The 22,092-nt window shown below is 62.8% G+C and carries 23 protein-coding genes, 1 tRNA gene and 1 pseudogene; 10 read left to right on the top strand and 15 right to left on the bottom strand.

What is annotated here, in order from left to right; genetic code table 11:
- The first annotated feature begins 5 nt into the window (after positions 1 to 5).
- A complete protein-coding gene (gene aat / locus DKB74_RS02390; protein ID WP_109806491.1) occupies positions 6 to 770 on the top strand; it encodes a leucyl/phenylalanyl-tRNA--protein transferase in 765 nt (254 codons plus the stop codon).
- Between the two features lie 35 nt (positions 771 to 805).
- Here the strand turns inward: aat and DKB74_RS18965 are convergent.
- The 6 genes and pseudogenes from DKB74_RS18965 to DKB74_RS02360 all read right to left on the bottom strand — a co-directional run.
- A pseudogene (locus DKB74_RS18965) lies at positions 806 to 1,042 on the bottom strand (DUF2155 domain-containing protein); the annotation flags it as partial.
- 191 nt (positions 1,043 to 1,233) lie between these two features.
- On the bottom strand, positions 1,234 to 1,626 hold the full coding sequence (locus DKB74_RS02380; protein ID WP_109806490.1) for an NADH:ubiquinone oxidoreductase subunit NDUFA12: 393 nt from the start codon (positions 1,624 to 1,626) through the stop codon (positions 1,234 to 1,236).
- A gap of 58 nt (positions 1,627 to 1,684) precedes the next feature.
- A complete protein-coding gene (locus DKB74_RS02375; RefSeq protein ID WP_239987342.1) occupies positions 1,685 to 2,677 on the bottom strand; it encodes an alpha/beta hydrolase in 993 nt (330 codons plus the stop codon).
- 90 nt (positions 2,678 to 2,767) lie between these two features.
- A complete protein-coding gene (locus DKB74_RS02370) occupies positions 2,768 to 3,277 on the bottom strand; it encodes a DUF192 domain-containing protein (protein WP_109806489.1) in 510 nt (169 codons plus the stop codon).
- A gap of 4 nt (positions 3,278 to 3,281) precedes the next feature.
- Complete coding sequence (locus DKB74_RS02365; protein ID WP_109806488.1) at positions 3,282 to 3,866, bottom strand: cold-shock protein; 585 nt, start codon at positions 3,864 to 3,866, stop codon at positions 3,282 to 3,284.
- 62 nt (positions 3,867 to 3,928) lie between these two features.
- Positions 3,929 to 4,435 (bottom strand): regulatory protein RecX, encoded by a 507-nt coding sequence (locus DKB74_RS02360; protein WP_239987341.1) that lies wholly within the window; start codon positions 4,433 to 4,435, stop codon positions 3,929 to 3,931.
- A gap of 146 nt (positions 4,436 to 4,581) precedes the next feature.
- Here DKB74_RS02360 and DKB74_RS02355 point away from each other — a divergent pair, with 146 nt between their 5' ends.
- The 3 genes from DKB74_RS02355 (at position 4,582) to DKB74_RS02345 (ending at position 9,983) form a co-directional block, all read left to right on the top strand.
- Positions 4,582 to 6,351, top strand: a complete 1,770-nt coding sequence (locus DKB74_RS02355) for a fatty acyl-AMP ligase (RefSeq protein WP_109806486.1) — start codon at positions 4,582 to 4,584, stop codon at positions 6,349 to 6,351.
- A gap of 43 nt (positions 6,352 to 6,394) precedes the next feature.
- A complete protein-coding gene (locus tag DKB74_RS02350) occupies positions 6,395 to 7,546 on the top strand; it encodes an AAA family ATPase (protein ID WP_109806485.1) in 1,152 nt (383 codons plus the stop codon).
- A 79-nt stretch (positions 7,547 to 7,625) separates the two neighbouring features.
- The gene (locus DKB74_RS02345; RefSeq protein WP_109806484.1) at positions 7,626 to 9,983 is read left to right on the top strand and encodes a putative bifunctional diguanylate cyclase/phosphodiesterase; all 2,358 of its coding nucleotides are present in this window, start codon (positions 7,626 to 7,628) and stop codon (positions 9,981 to 9,983) included.
- Between the two features lie 4 nt (positions 9,984 to 9,987).
- Here the strand turns inward: DKB74_RS02345 and DKB74_RS02340 are convergent, their stop codons facing one another.
- From DKB74_RS02340 to rfbF, 9 genes are all read right to left on the bottom strand, one after another.
- Positions 9,988 to 10,380 carry a GtrA family protein gene (locus tag DKB74_RS02340; RefSeq protein WP_109806483.1) on the bottom strand — a complete coding sequence of 131 codons (393 nt, stop codon included), beginning with the start codon at positions 10,378 to 10,380 and terminating at the stop codon, positions 9,988 to 9,990.
- Positions 10,380 to 11,396 carry a glycosyltransferase family 2 protein gene (locus DKB74_RS02335; protein WP_161956775.1) on the bottom strand — a complete coding sequence of 339 codons (1,017 nt, stop codon included), beginning with the start codon at positions 11,394 to 11,396 and terminating at the stop codon, positions 10,380 to 10,382. Before DKB74_RS02335 ends, DKB74_RS02340 begins: the two co-directional genes overlap by 1 nt.
- A gap of 5 nt (positions 11,397 to 11,401) precedes the next feature.
- Positions 11,402 to 12,394, bottom strand: a complete 993-nt coding sequence (locus DKB74_RS02330; RefSeq protein WP_109806481.1) for an NAD-dependent epimerase/dehydratase family protein — start codon at positions 12,392 to 12,394, stop codon at positions 11,402 to 11,404.
- Positions 12,394 to 14,139: a thiamine pyrophosphate-binding protein gene (locus DKB74_RS02325; RefSeq protein WP_109806480.1), complete on the bottom strand. Its 1,746-nt coding sequence runs from the start codon at positions 14,137 to 14,139 to the stop codon at positions 12,394 to 12,396. Before DKB74_RS02325 ends, DKB74_RS02330 begins: the two co-directional genes overlap by 1 nt.
- Positions 14,136 to 14,864 carry an HAD family hydrolase gene (locus DKB74_RS02320; protein WP_145960882.1) on the bottom strand — a complete coding sequence of 243 codons (729 nt, stop codon included), beginning with the start codon at positions 14,862 to 14,864 and terminating at the stop codon, positions 14,136 to 14,138. Before DKB74_RS02320 ends, DKB74_RS02325 begins: the two co-directional genes overlap by 4 nt.
- 150 nt (positions 14,865 to 15,014) lie before the next feature.
- On the bottom strand, positions 15,015 to 15,599 hold the full coding sequence (locus tag DKB74_RS02315; protein WP_109806478.1) for a hypothetical protein: 585 nt from the start codon (positions 15,597 to 15,599) through the stop codon (positions 15,015 to 15,017).
- Between the two features lie 176 nt (positions 15,600 to 15,775).
- Entirely contained in the window at positions 15,776 to 17,131 is a 1,356-nt protein-coding gene (gene rfbH / locus DKB74_RS02310; RefSeq protein ID WP_109806477.1) for a lipopolysaccharide biosynthesis protein RfbH, read from the bottom strand.
- Complete coding sequence (rfbG, locus tag DKB74_RS02305) at positions 17,128 to 18,219, bottom strand: CDP-glucose 4,6-dehydratase (protein ID WP_193504339.1); 1,092 nt, start codon at positions 18,217 to 18,219, stop codon at positions 17,128 to 17,130. The genes rfbH and rfbG overlap by 4 nt, the downstream gene beginning before the upstream one ends.
- Positions 18,204 to 18,974 carry a glucose-1-phosphate cytidylyltransferase gene (gene rfbF / locus DKB74_RS02300; RefSeq protein ID WP_239987340.1) on the bottom strand — a complete coding sequence of 257 codons (771 nt, stop codon included), beginning with the start codon at positions 18,972 to 18,974 and terminating at the stop codon, positions 18,204 to 18,206. Before rfbF ends, rfbG begins: the two co-directional genes overlap by 16 nt.
- Positions 18,975 to 19,266: 292 nt before the next feature.
- On the opposite strand from rfbF, the gene DKB74_RS02295 reads away from it, so the two are divergent.
- The 6 genes from DKB74_RS02295 (at position 19,267) to nusG (ending at position 22,091) form a co-directional block, all read left to right on the top strand.
- Positions 19,267 to 19,343, top strand: a tRNA-Trp gene (locus tag DKB74_RS02295).
- An 81-nt stretch (positions 19,344 to 19,424) separates the two neighbouring features.
- Positions 19,425 to 20,003: a YqaA family protein gene (locus DKB74_RS02290; protein WP_109807069.1), complete on the top strand. Its 579-nt coding sequence runs from the start codon at positions 19,425 to 19,427 to the stop codon at positions 20,001 to 20,003.
- Positions 20,004 to 20,110: 107 nt separating this feature from the next.
- On the top strand, positions 20,111 to 20,365 hold the full coding sequence (locus tag DKB74_RS02285; RefSeq protein ID WP_109806475.1) for a hypothetical protein: 255 nt from the start codon (positions 20,111 to 20,113) through the stop codon (positions 20,363 to 20,365).
- 449 nt (positions 20,366 to 20,814) lie between these two features.
- Positions 20,815 to 21,069, top strand: a complete 255-nt coding sequence (locus DKB74_RS02280; RefSeq protein WP_145960881.1) for a hypothetical protein — start codon at positions 20,815 to 20,817, stop codon at positions 21,067 to 21,069.
- 283 nt (positions 21,070 to 21,352) lie between these two features.
- Positions 21,353 to 21,550, top strand: coding sequence for a preprotein translocase subunit SecE (gene secE / locus DKB74_RS02275; RefSeq protein WP_109806473.1), 198 nt, complete (start codon positions 21,353 to 21,355; stop codon positions 21,548 to 21,550).
- 4 nt (positions 21,551 to 21,554) lie between these two features.
- Entirely contained in the window at positions 21,555 to 22,091 is a 537-nt protein-coding gene (nusG, locus tag DKB74_RS02270; protein ID WP_109806472.1) for a transcription termination/antitermination protein NusG, read from the top strand.
- The last annotated feature ends 1 nt before the right edge of the window (position 22,092 follow it).

Genomic DNA, 22,092 nt, shown 5'->3' with positions numbered 1-22,092 from the left:
TCGCCATGCGTCCGCTGCCCAATCTCGAACTTCATCCCGACCTGGTCCTGCGGGCCTATGCGATGGGCGTTTTCCCGATGTCCGACCATCGCGATGCGGAAAGCATTTACTGGGTCGAGCCCAAGCTGCGCGGCATCCTGCCGCTCGATGGCTTTCATCTCTCGCGCTCGCTGCGCAAGACGATCGTCGGCGAACGGTTTCGCGTGACTGCCGACACTGCGTTCGAACGCATCCTCGCGCTATGCGCCGAATCGGCGGAGGACCGGCCCGACACCTGGATCAACGGTCCGATCGAGCGCGTCTTCATCGACCTGCACCGACGCGGCATGGCGCATTCGATCGAATGCTGGGATGGCGACCGGCTGGCCGGCGGGCTCTATGGACTTGCGCTCGGCCGGGCGTTTTTCGGGGAAAGCATGGTCACGCGCGTCCGCGATGCCTCCAAAGTGGCGCTCGCATGGCTGGTCGCCCGGTTGAAGGTGGGCGGGTTCACGCTGCTCGATTGTCAGTTTCAGACCGAGCATCTCGAATCGCTCGGCGCGATCGAGATTCCGCGTGACGATTATCTGGGGTTGCTCGATTCGGCAGTGGCCGGCGCCACGGCCGCCTGGGGCTCGGGCGAGGCCGAAGGCGCCGGAGACGGCGCGGGCGTGTTCGACGCTCTCGACCGGCTGGGCGCCGCGCCCGACCGTCCGACCGAGGACGCCGAAACCGTGTCGGGCCCGCCATCGGGGAAAGTCATCGCACAGCTTTTGGGCCATATATCGTAAATGCCGTGCTGGACGACGTTGAGCGAAGGCCGCTCCTTATAAAGCCATCCGGAGAAGACCCGGCCCCATTTGCCTTCGAAATCGCGCACGTCGAGCTGAACAAAGGCGCCGGTATATTCCTCCGGCTCCCAGGGAGCGGTGCGTTCGCACGCGCGCAGCCGCACCACGACATCCTCGCCGATACGAATCGACTGACCGGGCTTGAGCTTGATCTCGCGGGTTTCGCCGTTGCGCTTGTTCAGAAAGCCGAGCACGGCCTCGCGCTCGGCCATTGGCGTCGTGCCCTGGGTCGCCAGCGCAAGATCGCCCCCCGCATCGACGATTTCCGCACCCGACGAACCCGCGCTGCCGAGCGGCTCGGTCAGGATTTCGTCGATGCTGTTATTGCCGCCTTCATCGCCGCCGGAACAGGCGCCCAGCGCAAGCAGCAGCGCCGCGCCGGCGAATAGCGACGGGCGAACGGTCATGCGTCGGGCGTCCAGGCCTCATAATCGCCCGTCGCGCGAACCCGCTGGCCGCCCACATCGAGCGCGCCCGGCGGACGATAGGCAAGCGCGGTGCCGGTCAGATTCGGCACGGCGGGCTGTTGCCAGTCGCGGCGCGGCGGGAGCGATTCGCCCGGCACGTCGTCGACCTGATGATGCAGCCATCCGAACCATTCGGGCGGCACCCGGCTGGCGTCATTGGGGCCGTTATAGATCACCCAGCGGCGGGGGCGGCCGGACGTATCCTTGCCCCCTTCATAATAAACATTGCCGAGCGAATCCTCGCCGACATTGTTCATCCCGCGCGCGGCGAGGCCCGTGCCAATGGTGGCGCCATCCCACCAGGTGAAGATCGACTTCAAAATGCCCATGAGCGCCGATTAGCTCGCCAGCGCGCCTCCGGCAACTGGCGAGCGTCACTTCATGCGATCAATGTGTCTTTATGAATTCGGCGATCGCAGGGGTAAGCTGCGGCGCGATCGGCATCGTGGCGTCGGTATAGGTGGCGAGGCTCGCCGCACGCCCCTCGCCCTGGGCGATTTTCAGGACATGCGTCATGTCGGGCACCAGCAGCAGCGTGGCGTCGGGCCGCGCCGCCATCAGCGCCTGCGAATCGGCCTGGGTGACCTGAACATCGTTGGTCCCCTGCACCACCATCATCGGTCCCGAATAGGCGGCGGCAAGCGCAGCCGGGTCGTGCGACAGCAAGTCGATCCAGTAAGGCTGGATATCGGCATTGAAGATCGCGCGAAGCGCCGGGTGCAGCGTTGCCGGATCGACCGTATCGCCCGCTTCGAAGCGGTCGACGATGGAGAGCAACTGGTCGAGCACCGGTGCATTTGCGGGATTGGCGCGGAATTGCGCGCGCAGCACATCGCCCAGCTTGCGCCCGGCGCCCTCGACTTCGATCACGCCGCAGACGCCGTCGAGCGTCGTCGCGGCCTTCAATGCGACCAGGCCGCCTTCGCTATGGCCGAGCAGCCAGACACAGGGCGCGCCGGTTTTGGCGCGAATCACGCCGATCCAGCTTTTGGTGTCGTCGACATATCCGGCAATGCTCGAATCGCGATTGGCATTCGCAACCGCGCCTGCGCTGCCGAACATGCCGCGCTTGTCGATCCGGACGCTGCTGACGCCCGCATCGGCCAGCCCCTGCGCCAGCTGGCGCAGGACGCCGCCCGACGATCCCATCGGATCGTCGCCATTGCGGTCGGTCGGCCCTGATCCCGGAATAATCAGCACCACCGGAGTGCCCTGTCCGGCATCGATCATCGATCCGGCAAGCGGGCCGATCGGACCGGGCGCGGTTATTTCGCTTTCGTTTCCGGCATTCTGGGCCTGAACCGGCACCGATCCCACCATCGCCGCAGCCGCGGCACCCGCCAGAATTGCCGACTTCACCAGAGATTTTGCAATGCGCATGACACATCCTTGCCTGATATAATGTGATATCATCATTATATCAGGCAAGAGCCATGTGCAAGTGGGGTGCCGGACCTGGCGGCGGCGATGTCAGTCGCCGCCCTGCCCCGGCCAGCTGACCTTGTCGCCCGGAGAAATGCCCAGTTCCGCGGTACGCCCGCCCAGCACTTCGAGCACGGCGGCAACCGGTTCGCCCGAACGCACCTGATCGGTCGAATAGGGAATGGTGTTTTCCGCGATCCGCGCGATCGATCCGTCGGGACGGATGAAGATGATGTCGAGCGCGGTGGGCGTGTTCTTCATCCAGAAACTTGCCTCGCGCGGGCCGCCGCCTTCGGCCGGATAGGGATAGAAGAGCATCGCATCATCCGCACCGATATCGGTGCGGTACATATAGCCGCGATCCTGTTGCTCGCGCGTGATCGCCCGTTCGGTGTTGAAAAGGTGCTTGGTGCCGTCCGCCGAGGTGATCGTCACCGAAATCCGTTCCGCAGCGGCAGTCCCTGCCGAGGCGTTTCCGCTCGAATCGCCGCTGCACGCGGAAAGAGCAAGCACCATCGCGGCGGCAAGCGCCGAACGAATTACACCGGTTCGGATCATGAGTTCAGTCGGTCCTTTCGACGGCCACGGCAAGCGGCCCTTTTTCGCCATCCACAATGCGCGCGCGAAGCGATTGGCCGGGCTCGACTTCTTCGATTTCCGCGCTGCGCAGCGTTTCCATATGGACGAATATATCCCCGTCCGCCGCATCGCGCACCAGAAAACCATAGCCCTTTAGGCGATTGAACCACTTTACCGTCACTGACTCATAGGGGCCGGCATCGTCGATCATCCGCAACCGCTCGCCGCGATCGGTCGCGCGCCGCGCCGGTTCGACCGCTTCGGTCAGGTCGATCGCGAGCACCTCACGCGCCTGAAGCCCGCGATCGCGACGGACCGCGATACAATCGAGCCGCGCCCCTTCGGGCAGGCTGCGCCGGCCATGATCCTGCAGAACCGAGAAATGGATAAGGACGTCGCCGAATCCGTCGACATCCGGAACGAGAAAGCCGAATCCCCGCGTAACGTCGAACCATTTCACGACGCCCGAGAGGGCCTGCCCCTCTTCTTCGACCGCTACATCCGACCTGGCAGAACCAGACGCGTCGATTGCGTAATCGTTACGCGCCTGCTGGCTATCAGCACGCATTATCCTATTCCCCCAGCGGTAACCATTAACACACTATTACCGAAAATGGGAATTGCTTTGTGTTAATGGGCTAAAAGCAGGGTTTCGGTTTCCTCGCCCGGAGTCATCGAGACGATTTTCCTCGCCAGATCGAAACCATGTCCGGCGCGCACCATCGCCGCCAGTTGCTTTTCACGCAGTTGCCGGTCCGCAACTTCTTCAGAATAGGGCCCGATTCGCCGTTTCCGCGCAAAGGTGAGCGCGCTTTCGACGGCATTTGCCTCGATCGCAGGCGCAATCGCATCGGCGTCATCGGCTTCGATTCCGGCATGGCGCAACGCCGCCGCCACCCGCCGCGCGCCCAGCCCGCGCCTGCCCATCGCGGCGGCACGCGCTTCGGCAAAGCCGCGATCGTCGATATAGCCGAGTTCGGCCATGCGTTCGGCAAGCCCGTGCGGATCGGCCTGGTCCGCCCCTTCCCACCCGCGTTCATAGAGCTTACGCTCCAGATAGGCCGCCAGTTTCGCCCGGGTCGTCGCATAGCGCTCGACATATCGCAGCGCGAGTTGCTCCAGCGCCGGGCTGGTCAAGGGACGGGGTTGAGAGGATCTGCGCCGCATGCGCCATGATTGTGCCACACTGACATCCGATTTTGAACGACAGTGCGTTGCAGAGCCGAGCGTAGTTTGCTGCGTGGGGGAAAATCGGCCTGCCACGGTAGGGGCACGGGATTAGGATGGAATTGCACGTTACGGGATCGCCTGAAGCCAGTTCGGCAACATCGATTGCACCGACGCCGACCGACGACGCCAGCTTGCCGCGCCGTCTGGCTGATTTCGACACGCTCGGTGAAGCGCTCGATTATGCGGCGCGCGGTGTACGCGGACTCAATTTTCACGATGCGCGCGGCAATCTGAAATTGCCGTACAGCTTCGCGCGCCTGCGCGAGGATGCGCTGGCCCAGGCGAATCGCCTGATCGCGGCGGGTGTGAAACCCGAGGATCGGATCGCGCTGATCGCCGAAACCGGCCCGGAATTCGCCAGCCTGTTCTTCGGCGTGGTCTATGCCGGTGCATGGCCGGTACCGCTGCCGCTGCCGACCAGCTTCGGCGGGGCGCAATCCTATATCGATCAGCTTCGCGTCCAGCTGGAAAGCTGCGATCCGAAGATGCTGATCTATCCCGCCGAACTGGCGGCGATGGCCGGCGAAGCCGCCCGTCTGCTGGGTGTCGAGGGTATCGACTGGGAAGAGTTTGGCAGTCGCGATGCACCGGCGGCAGAGCTTCCCAGCCCGACCAAGGACGATATTGCCTATCTGCAATATTCGAGCGGCTCGACGCGCTTCCCGCATGGTGTGGCGATCACGCATGAGGCGCTGCTCAACAATCTGTCGGCGCACAGCCACGGGATGCACGTGACCGACGGCGACCGCTGCGTCAGCTGGCTGCCCTGGTATCACGATATGGGTCTGGTCGGCTGTTTCCTGTCGCCGGTCGCGAATCAGGTTTCGACCGATTACCTCAAGACCGAGGATTTCGCCCGGCGTCCGCTGGCATGGCTCGACATGATCAGCCGCAACCCGGACAACACCCTCTCCTATTCGCCGACCTTCGGCTACGATATCTGCGCGCGCCGCATGTCGAGCCAGACCAAGGCGAGCGATCGTTTCGACCTCAGCCGCTGGCGCGTGGCGGGCAATGGCGCCGACATGATTCGCCCGGACGTGATGCAGTCGTTCGTCGACGCATTTGCCGATGCGGGTTTCCAGGCATCGGCGTTCCTGCCCAGCTATGGCCTGGCCGAAGCGACGCTGGCGGTGTCGATCATGCCGCCGGGCGAAGGCATTCAGGTGGAACTGGTCGAGGAAACGCAGCTTTCCGGCGGGTCGCACGGCGCAGGTCGTCCGCAGCGCTTCCGCGCGATCGTCAACTGCGGCAAGCCGGTCAAGGACATGATCGTCGAAATCCGCGAGGAAGACGGCACCCCGCTTCCGGAAAAGGCGATCGGCAAGGTGTGGTGCAAGGGCCTCAGCGTCATGGTCGGCTATTTCCGCGACGAGGAAGCGACCGCCGCCTGTATGAAGGACGGGTGGCTCGACACCGGAGATATGGGTTATATTTCCGAAGGCTATATCTATATCGTCGGCCGCGCCAAGGACATGATCATCGTCAATGGTCGCAACCATTGGCCGCAGGATATCGAATGGGCCGTGGAACAGCTTCCCGGCTTCAAACAAGGCGATATCGCCGCTTTCGCGATCACCACTCCGGGTGGCGAGGAAACGCCGGCGGTACTGGTCCAGTGCCGCACGTCGGACGAAGGCGAACGCATCCGCCTGCGCGACGAAATTCGCGAGCGCGTGCGGTCAGTGACCGGCATGAACTGCGTCATCGAACTGGTCCCGCCGCGCACGCTGCCGCGCACCAGTTCAGGCAAGCTCAGCCGGGCCAAGGCGCGCAACCTCTATCTCAACGGCGAGATCAAGCCCTACAGCATCGCAGCCTGATCATGCTGCGGCGGCATGACGCAAATTCGGGGCGCTCGATCCGGTGATCGAGCGCCTTGCCGTATCCGGCTATCGCTCGTTGCGCGATCTGGTGATCGCCCCTGCCCCGCTGACGCTGATCACCGGTGCCAATGGCAGCGGGAAATCGAGCCTCTATCGGGCGCTGCGGCTGCTCGCCGAAGTCGCGCAGGGCCAGTTGATCGGATCGATCGCGCGCGAGGGCGGCCTCTCCTCGACCTTATGGGCCGGGCCCGAGAAATTCTCACGCGACATGCTGTCGGGCGAAGCCCCGGTGCAAGGCCTGGTCCGCACCGCGCCGGTTCACCTGCGCCTGGGTTTCTCCACGTCGGACTATGGCTATGCGGTCGATCTGGGGTTGCCGGTGCCGCCGGCAGTGTTTGCGCACGACCCGGAAATCAAGGCCGAGGCGCTGTGGATGGGGCCGGAATTGTCGCGTTCGGGCGCGATCGCCGAACGGCGCGGGCCGATGGTCCGGCTGCGTAGCGAAGAAAGCGGCGAATGGCGCGTCGTGCACCAGGATATTGCCAGTTTCGACAGCATGATGACTCAGGCCGCCGATCCGCGCGACGGCATCGAATTGCTGATGCTGCGCGAACGAATGCGCGGCTGGCGCTTCTATGACAATCTGCGCGCCGATCGCGATGCCCCGGCGCGCCGCCCGCAAGTCCCGACCTTCACCCCGCAACTTGCCGCCGATGGCGCCGATCTGGCCGCAGCGATCCTGACGATTCAGGCGATCGGCGACGCGTCGGCTTTCGGTGCGGCCGTCGATGACGCCTTCCCCGGATCGAGGGTGCGGATATCCGGAGAGGATCTGGCCGCGCTGGAGATGCGGCAACCGGGGCTGCTGCGACCGCTGAGCACCGCCGAACTGTCCGACGGCACGTTGCGATATCTGTTGTTGTGCGCTGCCTTGCTGTCACCGCGCCCCTCGGAACTGATCGTGCTCAACGAGCCTGAATCGAGCCTGCATCCGGCATTGATCCCGCCGCTCGCGCGATTGTTGCTCACGGCATCGCGCCACAGCCAGATCATCGTGGTGACGCACAGCGTCGCGCTGCGCGAATCGCTGCATGGCGATCGACAGACGATCGAAATTCAGCTTGAAAAGCGGCTGGGCGAGACGCTGGCGACCGGCGGCGAGAGCCCGCGATGGACATGGCCGTCGCGATAGGGCGAACACGGGACGAAAAATACCGCTTTCGCCGCTGCGCCTAACCTCTCGCTAACCTGCGCTGCGCTATGCCGGGGCGGTGACGAGTCAGACCACTTCCCAATTCGCACGGCCGCGCATCGATGCGCGCGCCCTGCTTGGCTTGTACGACCCGGCGGATACCACCGACTGGGGGCCGATTCGTGCTGCGCAGATGCAGGCGGGCAGCCAGCTCGCGCTGTTCATGCTCGGCGCCAATGTGATCGGCGCGGCGATGGTCGCGCTGCTGCTCGCCAACGCGATTCCGCAATGGCAGCTCGCCAGCTGGGGCGCGTTGGTCGCCGCAGTTGCATCGGCAGTGGCGTTTCGCAGGCTGCACGTGCGCCATCGCACTGCGGTTACCGCCACGCTGGGCCATGTCCGCGATACCGTGCTCGACGGCATTGCGCTGGGCGCCATATGGTCGGTGCCGCCGCTCGCATTCGGGCACGCCGCGACCAGTGAAATCGCGCTGGGCCTCTGGATCGTCCTGTCGCTTCTGATGACGGCGTCGGCAGTCGCCATGGCGGCGCTGCCGCTCGCAACGATCGTGTTCATTACGATCGTCGGCGGCGCGATCATGACGATGCTGGCGCTTGCCGCCTCGCCGATGCTGGTTGCCGCCGCCGCGCTTTTCACCGTGCTGCTGGTCCTGGCGACGTTTCGCGGCGGCAAGGCGCTGGTGGTCATTCGCGCGGGCGAAATCGGCCTGATGGAGCGCGACGAGACGGTCAGCCTGTTGCTGCGCGAATGCGAGGACGACAGCGGCGACTGGCTGTGGGAAATCGATGCACAGCGCCGCGTTGTCCGCGCCAATCCGCGTTTTGCCGTGTCGCTGGGCGTCGATCCCAAGGCGATCAACGGCATGCCGTTCCTTCAGCTGCTGGCCGGCCCCACCTGGGAAGCGGGGAATTTCGCGGCGGGCCTGCGCGAACTGGCCGAACGGTTGAAGGGGCGCGAAGCGTTTCACGGATTGCTGCTGCCGGTCTATGTCGGCCAGGAAGTGCGCTGGTGGGAAATGTCGGCCACGCCGCGCTTCGACGATCGCGGCGTTTTTCGCGGCTTTCGCGGCGTCGGCTCCGACGTTACCGAAGCGCGCCGCTCCGCCGATCAGATCAACCGCATGGCGCGGTACGACGCGCTGACCGGCCTGCCCAACCGCCTGATGATTCAGGAAACGCTGACCAGCGCGATGGCGGAAGCGGACAGATGGGGTACGCGCTGCGCCTTCATGATGATCGATCTCGATCGCTTCAAGGCAGTCAACGATACGCTGGGCCACCCGGTCGGAGACCGGCTGCTGGGGCGGGTTGCCGAACGGATCGAGCAATTGCGCACGCCCAATGAAGTCGTGGGCCGGCTGGGCGGCGACGAATTTGCCGTGGTGGTCAAGGATGCGAGCGATTCGGCGGCGGTCGAACGGCTGGCGCACAAGATCATCGAATATATCTCGCGCCCCTATGAAGTCGATCAGAACACGCTCTATATCGGCGCCAGCGTCGGGGTCGCGATCGGCCCGCGCGATGGGCGCACTGCGGAAATGCTCATCCGCTCGGCGGATCTGGCGCTCTATCGCTCAAAGGATGCGGGCGGCGGCGTGTTCCACGCCTATGAGCCCAAGCTGCATGTCGCCGCCGAGGAACGCCGCGTACTCGAAATCGCGCTGCGCAGCGCGGTCGAGAATAACGAGATGCACCTCAATTATCAGCCGGTGGTGAACGCCGAAACCGGCCAGTTGACCGGGTTCGAGGCGCTGCTGCGCTGGACGCATCCCGAATTCGGCAATGTCTCCCCCGCCAAATTCGTGCCGCTGGCCGAGGAAGCGCGACTGATCGCGCCGATCGGCGAATGGGTGCTGCGCGCTGCGTGCCACGAAGCCGCGCGCTGGAACAGCAATATCCGCGTCGCCGTCAACGTCAGCGCCGAACAGCTTCACAATCCGGCCTTCGCGAAATTCGTGGCACAGGCGCTCGTCCAATCAGGCCTGCCGCCCGAGCGGCTGGAGCTGGAAGTCACCGAAAGCGTCTTCATGCACGAAGGCACGATGGCGGTGCAGGTGCTCGAAAAGATCCTCGATCTGGGCGTGCGCCTGAGCCTCGACGATTTCGGCACCGGCTATTCCTCGCTCGGCTATCTCAGCCGCACGCGTTTTTCCTCGATCAAGATCGACCGCAGCTTCGTGCAGGGCGCGTCAAAGGGCGAGCGTGAGGCGATCGCGATCATCCGCGCCGTCGTCGCGCTGGCACAGAGCCTGGGCATGGCGACGACGGCCGAAGGCGTCGAAACCGAAGAAGAACATCATCTGGTGCAGGCGCTGGGATGTTCGAAGGTCCAGGGCTATTATTTCGGACGCCCCCTGCCCGTCGAGGAAGCCCGCGCGCTGGCGACCCGCGCGACCGGCAGTTCGGTCGCCGCCTGAACGGTCAGGCCGCTTCGCCGCGCAGAAACACGAAGCGGCGCAGCACCAGATAATTGAGCGCCGAAACGATCACGATAGTGACGAAGCCGGCCAGATAAGGCGACGCGATCACGCGGTGCAGCGCCCACAGAATGCCCAGATTGAGCAGATAATTGAACGCATAGGACGCAACGAAATTGCGCTTGCTCGCGCGATGCCCGGCAAAGGCATAGCGGCTATAGGTGACATAGTTGAACGCCACTCCGGCGATATGCGCCAGGATCTGCGCGACGAACAGGTTGAGCCCCGCCCAGACAAGCAGCGCATAAAGGCCAAAGCCGAAAACGGTGTTGACCAGACCCGCCTGATAATAGCGGAAGATCCGTTGCCATTCGGCGAGCGAGCGCCAGGCTGCCATTATTTCTGCCGGTAATCGTCGGGGAAATTGATGCGCTCGCGCTCGAGCACCAGCGGCTGGTTGCGCGTCCGGTCGGCGATCAGCCGTACCTGCACGCCGAGCAGTCCCAGGAACAGGAACAGCATCGTGAACTGCCCTTCGAGCATCGCCGCGAACAGCCAGAGCTGGACCGACCGGCCGGTAAAGGCAGCGAACACCGATCCGCCGAGGCAGATCACCGTCAGCACCGCAAAGGCAAAGGCGACATAGAGCGGCGCGCGCAGCAGGCCCGCCGACGATCCGGCCAGGCCGTTGAGTGCGAAATCGAGCAAGGTGAAGAAGTTGTTGTTCGATTTGCCGCCCGCGCGCGGCGGGCGTTTGAACGGGATCGTCTCGATCCGATAGCCGGTTTCGACCAGCAGCCCGCGAAAAAACGGGTCCGGCTCGTTCAGCTGTTTGATCGCATTGACCACCGCAGCATCGTAAATGCCGAAGCCGGTGGCATTGGGGATGATCTTGTAATCGCCGAAGGTTTCCTGAAGCTTGTACGACATCGACCGGACGGCCGTGAGCGCCATGCCGCTCTTCTCGCTTTCGCGGACCCCCAGCACGATGGGCACCCCCGCGCGCCAGCGACGGACGAATTCGGGGAGCAATGCGGGTGAATCCTGAAAATCGGCGCACATCGAAATGATCGCGCGGCCGCCCGCTTCGTATATCGCGTGCGTCGGTGAGCGCATCTGGCCGAAATTGCGTGTGTTGACGATCAGCTTGATCCGCGGGTCGCGCGCACACATGCCCTTGACGATCTCGACCGTTTCATCGGTCGATTCATTGTCGATGAAGATGATGTCGAAATCCGCATCGACGCTCTCCATATTCTCGATGATCGCTGCGGCGATCGCCTGCGCATTCGCCGCTTCGTTGCGGCAGGCGACGCAGACAGTGACTTCCGGATTGCGGATCAGGCCGTCGGCGCGTTGCGCCTCGACCAGTTCGAGCATGCGGCGGGTATCGATCGGGGATAGTTCAGCCATATCGGCTACTCCGCATATGCGGCGAGGAAGCTCGCCGTCTCTGCAATCTGGTCGGGAAATGGGACCGGCGTGATGCCGTACCGTTCGAGCAGCCGGGCATAGCCATCGCCATCGCCGGCATAGATATTCGCCTGACCGTCGCCGAGCGGCTGGCGCGCGACGCGGGTGCCGAACCGGCTGGCGACTTCCACTGCCACTTCGCCCAGTTCGACCGGCGTGCCGCCGCTGTCGAACCGGGTTACGGCTGCGCATTGTTCCGCCATCAGCTTGACCAGCACCAGCGACAGCAATTCACGCAGCGCGACATAGCTGCGCACGACGCGCACCGGCGCGCGCACTTCGATCGGGCGGTGCGCCAGCGCATCGCGAATGAAGCTAGCCAGCGCATAGGTCTGATGCTTGTTGATGAACGGGCCGGAGAGATTGAAGATGCGGGCGATCACCGCGCGTCGATCCTCGCCCGCCCGCGCCCAGTCGCCGAACCGCGCCTCATCCTCTGCCTTGAGCGCGCCATAGAGGCGCAGCGCCGCATCGGCCTGAACGTCGGCGGCATGGGCAGCGGCGCCCGACGAGGCGAGAAACAGCCGGTCGACACCGATCCGGTCGAGCGCGCCGAGCACGGTTTTCGACAGCGCGCGATTGGCGACGCAATAGGCGTCGGGCGCCATGCCCGCGGCCTTGTCCTTGGTCAGGAACGCCAGATGCAACAACATCGTCGGCGCTTCGGGAAGATCGCCGAGCCGGTGGAGCGGATGCTGGGTAACGCACCGCCCCAGGCCGATATCGATGCCGCGCGTTGCAGAACCGAACGCGACGACGCGGCGGTGCATCGCCGCTTCGCCGAGCGCATCGTGCAGCCCGGCCAGCGCCATGCGACCGATCCAGCCGCCCGCTCCGACGACGATGATGCGGCGCGTATCGGCGGCAATCGCTTCACGCGCCGCAGGATCGAAACGCAGCGTTTCGGCAAGCGGCGGCAAGGGAGCGAACTGACCCATCAGACCCCGATCCCCGCTTTGGCCAGATAATCGATTTCGGGAGTCATCCGGTCGATCGGGTTCGATTCCATCGATCCGCTGGCGGTGATCCGGCTGCTGATCTTGGGGAAATAGGTTTGCGCGGGATCGACCGGCACGATGAACGCCTGCAACCCCGGTTCGGCCATACGGCGGCGGATTTCGGCGTCTTCGGTAAAATCGAGCGGCAGGCGAACGACGGGCACGTCCCAGGCGGCGAACAATTTTTCCCAACGCGGCAGGCCAAGCCCCGATTTGCGGTCGCAGCCGAGATATTTGCCGTCGAAATAATTCTGCTGGGTCATGCGGATCGAGGCATGGCCCTGATCGTCGAAAATGAAGATCTTTAGGTTGAGCCCGTTGATCGCGGCGGTGCCGACCTCCTGCATATTCTGCGCAAAGCCGCCATCGCCTTCGATCAGGATCGTCCGCCGCCCCTGCCCCGCAAGCGCCGCGCCGATAGCCCCCGACAGGCCATAGCCCATCGATGCGAGCGATTTGTTGGTCAGCATCCGCTGCCCCAGCTTCTGCTTGTAGAGCTGCATCGACAAAGTGAAGGCGCTGCCGCTCGAACAGGGGATGATCAGGTCGTCGGGCGTCGTCAGGCTTTCGAGTGCGACGATGAAATCATAGGGCGAGAGATAGCCCGGCCCCGTGTTGTTGACCTCCTCGACGCGCGGCACCGCGGCGCGGATTTCCTGCGCCTGCGCCAGCCATGCGTCCTTGCGCGGAAGATCATGCGCAAGCAGCCGCGTGAGAAAGTCATTGGCGTCGGCGCGGATCGGGTGATCGACGCGCGGATGGCCCTTGGCGAGTTCGCCCGGATCAATCTCGACCTGCACGATCGCGGCGTCGCGACCAAATTCCTGCCAGTTGAACCCGGTCTGTTGCAGCCCCAGCCGGGTGCCGACCGCGATGATCAGGTCGCTTTGCTGGATCGCGATGTTCGAACTGCGCTGGCCCCAGGTGTTGGGACGGCCAAGATAATTGGCGGCATCGCCATCGATACGATCGGCGCCGTTATAGGTGGTCATCACCGGCACGCCGAGCGCTTCCAGCCCGTCACGCACCGCATCCGCAGTCTGGCGATCGACACCGCCGCCGATCAGCAGCACCGGGCGCTCGGCCTGCGCATATAGATTGGCGATCCGCGCGATTTCGTCGTCGGTCGCAACCGGCAGCACCGGCGCTTCGATTGCCGGCAGCGGCGTTTCCGCAACGCTCGCCGCCTGCACGTCGAGCGGTATTTCCACGAACACCGGCCCCTTGCGCGGCGTCCAGCTCTGCGCGATCAGCGACAGGAATTCCCCGCCCGAAACCGGCGCTTCCAGGCGATGCGAGACCTTGGTCGTCGATTGCACCAGCGCAACGCCGTCAATTTCCTGAATCCCGCGCGAACGCACTTGCCCGCGCGCCAGATCGCTGGTCTTCACCTGCCCGCCAATCACCAGCAATTCGCGGCTTTCCAGCCACGCGCCGCTGATCGCAGTGACGATATTGGTCAGCCCCGGCCCGGCAGTGACCAGCGCCAGCGCTTTCGCGCCATCGGCGATTTCGTTGAAATATTCCGCGCCGATCCCGGCAGCGACTTCATGCACCACCGGCACCCCGGTCAGATAGCGGTCGAGGCTTTCGGTGAGGTGCATGATATTGCCCCCACCCACATAGAAATAATGGGTGTAACCGGCGGCCCGAAGCCAGGCGCCGATCTGATCGGCATATTTCACGCGGCAATGCCCTGCCATCGCGCTTCGGGCACCTGCTGCGCCAGCACCAGCAGCGACGTGATGATGCGCATCGCCTGCCCTTGCGAAATGCTGGTCGGCGTGGCAGCGTCATAGCCCCAGTCGGCGTGTAGCGGCAGCAGCACCTGCCCCTCGAACGGCGCGAGATGGCCGGTCATATCGTCGATATAGATCGCCATATGGCGTTCGCGGTCGCACCAGCCCTGCGCCTTTGCGACGCCCAGCTTGCCGCCCTGTTCGCGGACATGTTCCTGTCCGAATATCGCGATTCCATCGATGCCATGCCACGCCAGCGTGCGACGGATCGATTCGACATTGCGCGTCGAAAGGATCGCGAACCGGTCCGGATGCGCCAGTATCACCGGCTTCAGCTTCGCGAAAAAGGGATAGGGCGGCATCACCTTGGCCCATTCGGCATCCGCCATCATCTCGGCACGCGCAGCGAAAAAGCGCGTCGCGAACGCCCGGTCAGCCTCGTCCGGTTCGATCGATGCAAGCGCATCGGGCGCCACGGCGCTGCTGTCGCTGTACAGGCGATGATATTGCCAGGCGTCAGTTACCGCCGGGCGAAACGCCATGAAGGCATCGAAATCGACATCCTGTCGAAAGCCCGACTGCCCCTTGGTGGCATATTCGCAAACGCTGTACGCCTCAAAGGCGCTGTTGAAGAGAACCCCGTCGAAATCGAGGATAAACTTTACGTCCATCGCGCTGGCACCTCGCTTTTCGGCGACGGCTTGCCCTTGTGCCAAACCCGCCACCAGCATCGGTAAAGGCCATTGGTAAACGCAAAATTAACCGGCGGCTCCGGGTTCTCGTGGGATTGCGTCGAGGGTGGGTTAAGCCGCGTCGAAATTTCAGGCGGCGGGACCGGCCGACGAAAGAGGCGCGTCATTCTGTAGCTTATATACGCGACGAGATGAAACTATCCGGACAATCAGGCTTATGATGAAGGGCACGATCAATCCCAACAGGCCGAACCCTAAAAATTGGGTGATATCGAAAAAGAAACTATCGCATGATGACATGGCGTCGAGGACATAGGGGAGTGCGTCCGTGTCAGAAATACCTAGAAAAGAGCATACGGCCCCTTCGCCGTCGGTCCAGAGCAAAATCGAGTATAGAGTTATCGTCAGATACGCGACGACGCAAAAATTCAGAATTCTATTAGCTGCCCTGCATCTCAGGATTTGCCCTTTCCCGAGTAAAGCCACCAGAAACCAGTAAATCGCGAATAGTATCGCTACAATAGTATGCGCGGTAAACCACAACATTTGCTGATACGAAAGCGCCAGAGCCTTATCGTTACTGTCCAGACCTTCCCCAGCCGCGACAATCTGTGGCATGAAAATGAACTGCGCTATTGCGACAATGGCCAACGGCGCAACCGTAATGCCAAAGCCCAATGCAGCTGCCTTGAGCCGGTTTTTGAGCGCGGCCATAATCTCACTTTAATGTAAACGGTCCGTCGGACAAATAGAACCGATTCATAGTGCGTCTGCAATTGTTTCGCATCCGGAACGGCAAGCTTTCATACGGGAGGGGTTAGCTGCCGTTCAAACAACTATGGAACCTGCCCTCACCGACCGGCGGCACACACGTAAGGCACTTCCAGAACTCAGCCGCGCTTCCCCGCAATGAAATCGCGGATCGCGCCGGCGGCATATTCGAGATGTGACGGGGTCAGCCCCGGATAGAGGCCGATCCAGAAGCAGCGTTCGGTGATGATATCGGCGTTGGCCAGATCGCCGACCACGTGCCAGTTGCGATCCTTCATATAGGGCTGGCGCGTCAGATTGCCGCCGAACAACAACCGCGTGCCGATATTCTTCGCATTGAGATACTGGACCAGTTCGTCGCGCGTGAACGAAAGCCCCTCGCGCAGCGTGATCGGATAGCCGAACCAGCTCGGATCGCTGCCCGGCGTAGCCTTTGGCAGGATCATCACGTCTTCGAGATCGCTCAGCATCTGCGTCAGCAGCGCGAAATTGCGCCGCCGCGCGTCGATGAAGCCGTCGGCCCGGTCGAGCTGCGCCACGCCGACCGCCGCCTGCATGTCGGTGATCTTCAGATTATAGCCGCAATGGCTGTAGGTATATTTATGGTCATATCCGTACGGCAGATCGCCTAGCCGCCGCGCGAACCGCTTGCCGCAGGTATTGTCCTGCCCCGGCGCGCACCAGCAATCGCGGCCCCAGTCACGCATCGATTCCATCACGCGCTTGAGACGCGGCTTGTCGGTGAACACCGCCCCGCCCTCACCCATCGTGATGTGATGCGCGGGATAGAAGCTGAGCGTACCCAAATGCCCGAAGGTGCCGACATGCCGCCCGTCATAAGTGGAACCGAGCGCGTCGCAGCAATCCTCGACCACGAACAGATTGTGCTTTTCGGCAACGCGCATCACTTCGGCCAGGTCGAAGGGATTGCCGAGCGTGTGCGCGATCATGATCGCGCGCGTCCGGTCGGTCACCGCCGCTTCGATCATCTCCGGCTGGATGTTGTAGGTCGGGATATCGACATCGACGAACACCGGCACCGCGCCATATTGCAGCACCGGGTTCACCGTCGTCGGAAATCCGGTGGCGACGGTGATGACTTCGTCGCCCGGCCTGATCGCATCGGCGCGCAGATAATGCGAGGTCAGTGTGTTGAACGCGACCAGATTGGCCGAACTGCCCGAATTGACGGTGATCGCATGGCGTACGCCGATGCGCTCCGCCAGCTTCGCTTCGAACTCGGCGTTGAACCGGCCCGTCGTCAGCCAGAAATCGAGCGCGCTTTCGACCAGCAGCTGCATGTCGGTGTCGCCATAGACCTTGCCCGCAACCGGCACCGGGCTTTCGCCGGGCACGAAGTCCTTCGCCCCGTGAAAATCGCGCGCATATTGCCCGGTCAGATCGACGATCAGCTTGCGCAATTCGGCTTCGGACAGGCCGTTCGCGGCATCGCGAAGCGCAGCGAGATCGGTCATCGGACGGGCTCTTTCTCGTTCGGCGCGATCAGCGCGCGATATTCGTCGATCTGTTCGTGGCAGATTTCGCGCGGGCGGGCGCCGTCGCGTACCGACTGGTGCCACCGCACCACCCAATCGAGCGCGGTTTTGACGTTCATCGCCGGGCGCCAGTCGAGCGCGGCGCGGATTTTCGAACTGTCGAGGCGCAACAGCTCGGCCTCGTGCGGCTGCGGCCCTTCGTCGAGCAGGAAACTTCCCTTGCCCCAGCTGCGCACCAGCCGTTCGACCATCCAGCCGACAGTGCGGACATCCTTGTCCGAGGGGCCGAAATTCCATGCATCGGCAAATTGCCGTTCGCCCTGTGCCAGCCGCTGCGCGATCGCCAGATAGCCGCCCAGCGCCTCCAGCACATGCTGCCACGGGCGCACGGCCTGGGGCGATCGGATATGTACCGGGGTGCCTGCGATCAGCGCGCGGATGATGTCCGGCACCAGCCGGTCCTGCGCCCAATCCCCGCCGCCGATCACATTGCCCGCGCGAACCGAAGCGATTCCCGCGCTGTCGGCAGCCTGAAAATAGGAACGGCGATAGGCCGCGATCACCAGTTCGGCCGCACCCTTGCTGGAACTATAGGGATCGTGCCCGCCCATCGGGTCGTTCTCGCGATAGGGCCATACCCATTCGCGATTTTCATAGCATTTGTCGCTGGTGACGCAGACCACCGATTCAAGCCCGCGCAACCGCCGACAGACATCGAGCACATGCACCGTGCCCTGAACATTGACGGCATAGGTGCCGACCGGATCCTCATAGGATTTGCGGACCAGCGGCTGCGCGGCAAGGTGAAACACCGTTTGCGGTTCGCTCGCCCGCATCGCGGCTTCCAGCACCGCCAGGTCGCGAATATCCCCTTCGACATGCGTCATCAGCTCGCCGACCTGCGCCTGATCGAACAGGCTGGGGTCTTCGGCCGGAAGCGCGAACCCGGTTACCCGCGCGCCCATCCGCGCCAGCCACAGCGCCAGCCAGCTGCCCTTGAACCCCGTATGGCCGGTCAGGAACACCCGGCGGCCACGCCAGAATTCGCTGTCTACCAGGATTTCCACGGCGCTTCCGTCTTCCAGAGTTCCTCAAGATACAGCTTGTCGCGCAGCGTATCCATCGGCTGCCAGAACCCATCGTGGCGATAGCGATAGAGTTGCCCGTCGGCGGCGAGCCGCTCCATCGGGCCGCGCTCCCAGATCGTATCCGGTCCGTCGATATAATCGATCACGCCGGGATCGAGCACGAAGAAGCCGCCATTGATCAGCCCGCCGTCGCCCGGCGGCTTTTCGCGACAGCTCGTCACCCGGTCGCCTTCGGTCTCGAGCGAACCGAACCGTCCGGGCGGCGCCACTGCAGTAACCGTCGCCATCCCGTCATGCGATTTGTGGAATGCGATCAGCGCGGCGATGTCGATCGCCGCAACGCCGTCGCCATAGGTCAGGCAGAACGGCGCGTCGGGATCGAGATAGTTGCGCACCGCCTTGAGCCGGCCGCCGGTCATCGTGTCGGCACCGGTTTCGACCAGCGTGATCCGCCAGCCTTCGTTCCAGTTACGATGCACCTCCATGGAGTTCTTCTCCAGGTCGATCGTGACATCGGCGGTGTGCAGGAAGTAATTCGCGAAATATTCCTTGAGGATATAGCCTTTATACCCAAGGCAGACGACGAAATCGCGGATGCCGTGCGTCGAATATATCTTCATGATGTGCCAGATGATCGGCATCCCGCCGATTTCCACCATCGGCTTGGGTCGAATCGAGGTTTCCTCTCCGATTCGGCTGCCCAGGCCGCCCGCCAATATCACTGCCTTGGTCACGATGGGCTCCTTCGGCGCGGCCCGCGCATTGGTATCCACGTCATCGGCATCCGCGTCATTCGCATGGACTTCGGGGACATCAGCGACACCCTGTCGATTGACCGAAATCGGCTGATTCGGCGACGAAACGCAACAGGTCATGGCGCGGAACGGCACAATATACGCCCTCGCCCGACGTCCGGGGATTAGGCAGGCCGCCATGGCCGGGCAAGCGATTATCGCCGTTGCGGCCCATCGATGCGCATGTACGCTTGCCGAGCGCGGGGCGGGACGCTACATGCGCGCTCCGCACAGGGGCGTAGCTCAGCTGGTTAGAGCGTCGGTCTCCAAAACCGAAGGCCCTCGGTTCGAATCCGAGCGCCCCTGCCATCTTCCGCATCGCCGTTTCCGAGATTGAACCGCGCCACGCGTCCTGTATGGGATGAAGGCGCGACCGCAAAAGGGAAGTTCATGTTCCGGGGAATGTACAATTGGGTGCTGCGTCTCGCGCATCATCGGCACGCGACGGCATCGATGGCGGCGGTTTCCTTCGCCGAAAGCTCATTCTTTCCGATCCCGCCGGACGTGATGCTGGTGCCGATGATCCTCGCCCGGCGCGACAAGGCCTATTTCATCGCCACCATATGTACGATCGCATCGATTCTGGGCGGCATTCTGGGCTATTTCATCGGATATGCGCTGTATGACAGCGTCGGCCAGTGGCTGATCGGCGTGTACGGCATGACCGACAAGATCGAGAGCTTTCGCCACTGGTATCAGGAATATGGCGCGGCGGTGATCCTGCTGAAGGGGCTGACTCCGATTCCGTTCAAGATCGTGACGATCGCAAGCGGCATCGCCGGCTTCAGCTTCCCTTTGTTCATTTTGACTGCAACCGTTACCCGCGCCGCGCGTTTCTTTCTGATAGCGGCGTTGCTGAAACGCTATGGCGAGCCGGTTCAGGCGTTCATCGAGAAGCGTCTCGATTTGTTCGCATGGGGCTTTCTGGCACTGCTCGTCGCTGGTTTCGCACTGGTTACATTATTTTAATTTCGCATTGCAACAAGCGGGTTGATTACGGCACACGCTTCGATTAACGAAAGACGAAACAGTTTGTCTGCGGCTTGATTCTGCGACGAAAAAGGGAGATCGCGGTTATGACATTTGGAAAGAAACTGGCGCTTGCAGCGGCTGCGGCAATGGTGGTTGCGGCTCCGGTCGCTCAGGCCGTCGACGCGGGCTCGCTCAGCCTGTCGCGTGCTTCGACCAGCGCCAAGAGCAAGAAGAATGATTTTGCGGGGTCGGTCATCATTCCGATCATCGTTGGCGGCATTGTCGTCGGCTACACCATCTATCAGGTAACGACCGATGACAACGAAACGGATCTTGCGCCGGAGCCTGTCAGCCCCTAGTATTTCGTGAATTCAGGTTTCGGAAAGCGCGCCGGTCATTCCGGCGCGCTTTCTTTTTGTGTCAGGTCCTTCGGGAGATCCGGGTTCGCGATTCGTGCGGGTCGCGCCGCCCGGTAAGCATGACGGACCCCTGCCGGTCAGCATATCCCAGATGCGCGAACGGGCCTGCGCGTTCAATTTCCCGCTGTTCGTGCTTCCGGCGATAGTTGCCAGCCGATTCAGCGTACTTCCAGTCGCTATATTGCGCAAACGAATCGGCAGTCCACTATAGCAACGCGTCGAAGACCAGCTCGATTGACTGGGTCAAACCCATATCGCTCGGCCCGTCGCAGGCAGCGCTCTGCTGACAGTATTTCTATACCGCGCCGCAACAACATTGCTTGAGATGGCCGGATATTGCTGTAACGTTTGAATCGTTTCGACCAATCCACCATTTTAAAGGGAAGGACGTGGCCATGAAACTTGGAAAAATCGCAGCGTTGGCCGCTGCAACTTCAATGATCGCGGCGGCACCGGTTGCGCAGGCGGTCAACGCCAGCAACCTGTCGCTGTCACGGGCATCGACGACCGCAGAAAAATCGAACAAGCAGATCGCCGGGTTTTCGCCGTTATACGCCCTCGGTGCCGTTGTCGTGGTGGTGGGGATTCTCGAAGTCACCGGCGCGATCAACATCTTCGGTGATGACGAACCCGAAAGCCCCTAGGGGTTTCAGCCGATCCTGACAGAACCAAAGAGCGCGTCGGCCCTGTCGGCGCGCTTTTTCGTTGTCGGATATCCGCGATTCCGGATGGCGATCACCCCGCGCGCCCGGCACAGGATCGGCTGCTGCGGAACGAAACCCCATCCCCGCTTGCAGGCGGCACTGCAACTCGCTAGATACCGGTCCCAATCCGACAGCGTGGATGGGCCGCACCGGTTCCCTTGATCGAAGGGACGGGCAGCGGCCCTGTGTCCCGCGCCGGAGAAACTAACGAGCGAGTGACACAGTGGCGAAAACCTCTCCCGTCGAATTCATGCGTCAGGTACGCGCCGAAACGGCGAAGGTCGTATGGCCGACGCGGCGCGAAACGATCATGACTGCGGTGATGGTAATGATCATGACGTCGCTGCTCGCGATTTTCTTTTTCGGCGTCGATACGATTTTCGATGTCATCGTGCGCGGCCTTTTGAGCCTCGCGGAGTAATATCATGGCCCGCTGGTACATCATCCAAGCCTATTCGGGATTCGAGAACAAGGTTCGCGACGCGATCATGTCGGAAGCGTCGCGTATGGGCCTCGAACAGCTCGTCGAGGATATCGAAGTCCCGACCGAAACCGTGACCGAGGTGCGTCGCGGCAAGAAGGTTCAGTCCGAGCGCAAGCACATGCCCGGCTATGTCCTCGCCAAGCTGTCGATGAACGACGACATCTATCACCTGGTAAAGAACACGCCGAAGGTGACGGGCTTCCTGGGCTCTTCGGGCAAGCCGCAGCCGATTCCCGATTCGGAAGCCGCGCGGATGCTCAACACCCGTGACGAAGCCGCGGCCGCGCCCAAGCAGCAGATCAATGTCGATTACGAGATCGGCGACAGCGTCAAGGTGCTCGACGGCCCCTTCGCCAGCTTCAACGGCATTGTCGAGGAACTCGATTTCGACAAGGCCAAGGTCAAGGTGTCGGTTTCGATCTTCGGCCGCGCGACGCCGGTCGAACTCGATTTCGAACAGGTCGAACTCAGCAAGTAAC

Source organism: Stakelama portus (genome assembly GCF_003171655.1).
GTDB classification, from domain to species: Bacteria; Pseudomonadota; Alphaproteobacteria; order Sphingomonadales; family Sphingomonadaceae; genus Sphingomonas; species Sphingomonas portus.
The sequence above is the reverse complement of the archived record's forward strand: the minus strand, read 5'-3'. Positions and strand labels throughout refer to the sequence as shown.

What these genes read in the sequence shown, in the direction of transcription:
- DKB74_RS02365 (WP_109806488.1), bottom strand. Translation starts at nt 3,866, where the DNA reads ATGCGTGCTGATAGCCAGCAGGCGCGTAACGATTACGCAATCGACGCG.
- nusG (WP_109806472.1), top strand. Translation starts at nt 21,555, where the DNA reads ATGGCCCGCTGGTACATCATCCAAGCCTATTCGGGATTCGAGAACAAG.
- DKB74_RS02340 (WP_109806483.1), bottom strand. Translation starts at nt 10,380, where the DNA reads ATGGCAGCCTGGCGCTCGCTCGCCGAATGGCAACGGATCTTCCGCTAT.
- DKB74_RS02355 (WP_109806486.1), top strand. Translation starts at nt 4,582, where the DNA reads ATGGAATTGCACGTTACGGGATCGCCTGAAGCCAGTTCGGCAACATCG.
- DKB74_RS02330 (WP_109806481.1), bottom strand. Translation starts at nt 12,394, where the DNA reads ATGGGTCAGTTCGCTCCCTTGCCGCCGCTTGCCGAAACGCTGCGTTTC.
- rfbH (WP_109806477.1), bottom strand. Translation starts at nt 17,131, where the DNA reads ATGACCGATCTCGCTGCGCTTCGCGATGCCGCGAACGGCCTGTCCGAA.
- aat (WP_109806491.1), top strand. Translation starts at nt 6, where the DNA reads ATGCGTCCGCTGCCCAATCTCGAACTTCATCCCGACCTGGTCCTGCGG.
- DKB74_RS02370 (WP_109806489.1), bottom strand. Translation starts at nt 3,277, where the DNA reads ATGATCCGAACCGGTGTAATTCGTTCGGCGCTTGCCGCCGCGATGGTG.
- DKB74_RS02290 (WP_109807069.1), top strand. Translation starts at nt 19,425, where the DNA reads ATGTTCCGGGGAATGTACAATTGGGTGCTGCGTCTCGCGCATCATCGG.
- DKB74_RS02335 (WP_161956775.1), bottom strand. Translation starts at nt 11,396, where the DNA reads ATGGCTGAACTATCCCCGATCGATACCCGCCGCATGCTCGAACTGGTC.
- DKB74_RS02375 (WP_239987342.1), bottom strand. Translation starts at nt 2,677, where the DNA reads ATGCGCATTGCAAAATCTCTGGTGAAGTCGGCAATTCTGGCGGGTGCC.
- DKB74_RS02285 (WP_109806475.1), top strand. Translation starts at nt 20,111, where the DNA reads ATGACATTTGGAAAGAAACTGGCGCTTGCAGCGGCTGCGGCAATGGTG.
- DKB74_RS02380 (WP_109806490.1), bottom strand. Translation starts at nt 1,626, where the DNA reads ATGGGCATTTTGAAGTCGATCTTCACCTGGTGGGATGGCGCCACCATT.
- DKB74_RS02315 (WP_109806478.1), bottom strand. Translation starts at nt 15,599, where the DNA reads ATGGCCGCGCTCAAAAACCGGCTCAAGGCAGCTGCATTGGGCTTTGGC.
- DKB74_RS02320 (WP_145960882.1), bottom strand. Translation starts at nt 14,864, where the DNA reads ATGGACGTAAAGTTTATCCTCGATTTCGACGGGGTTCTCTTCAACAGC.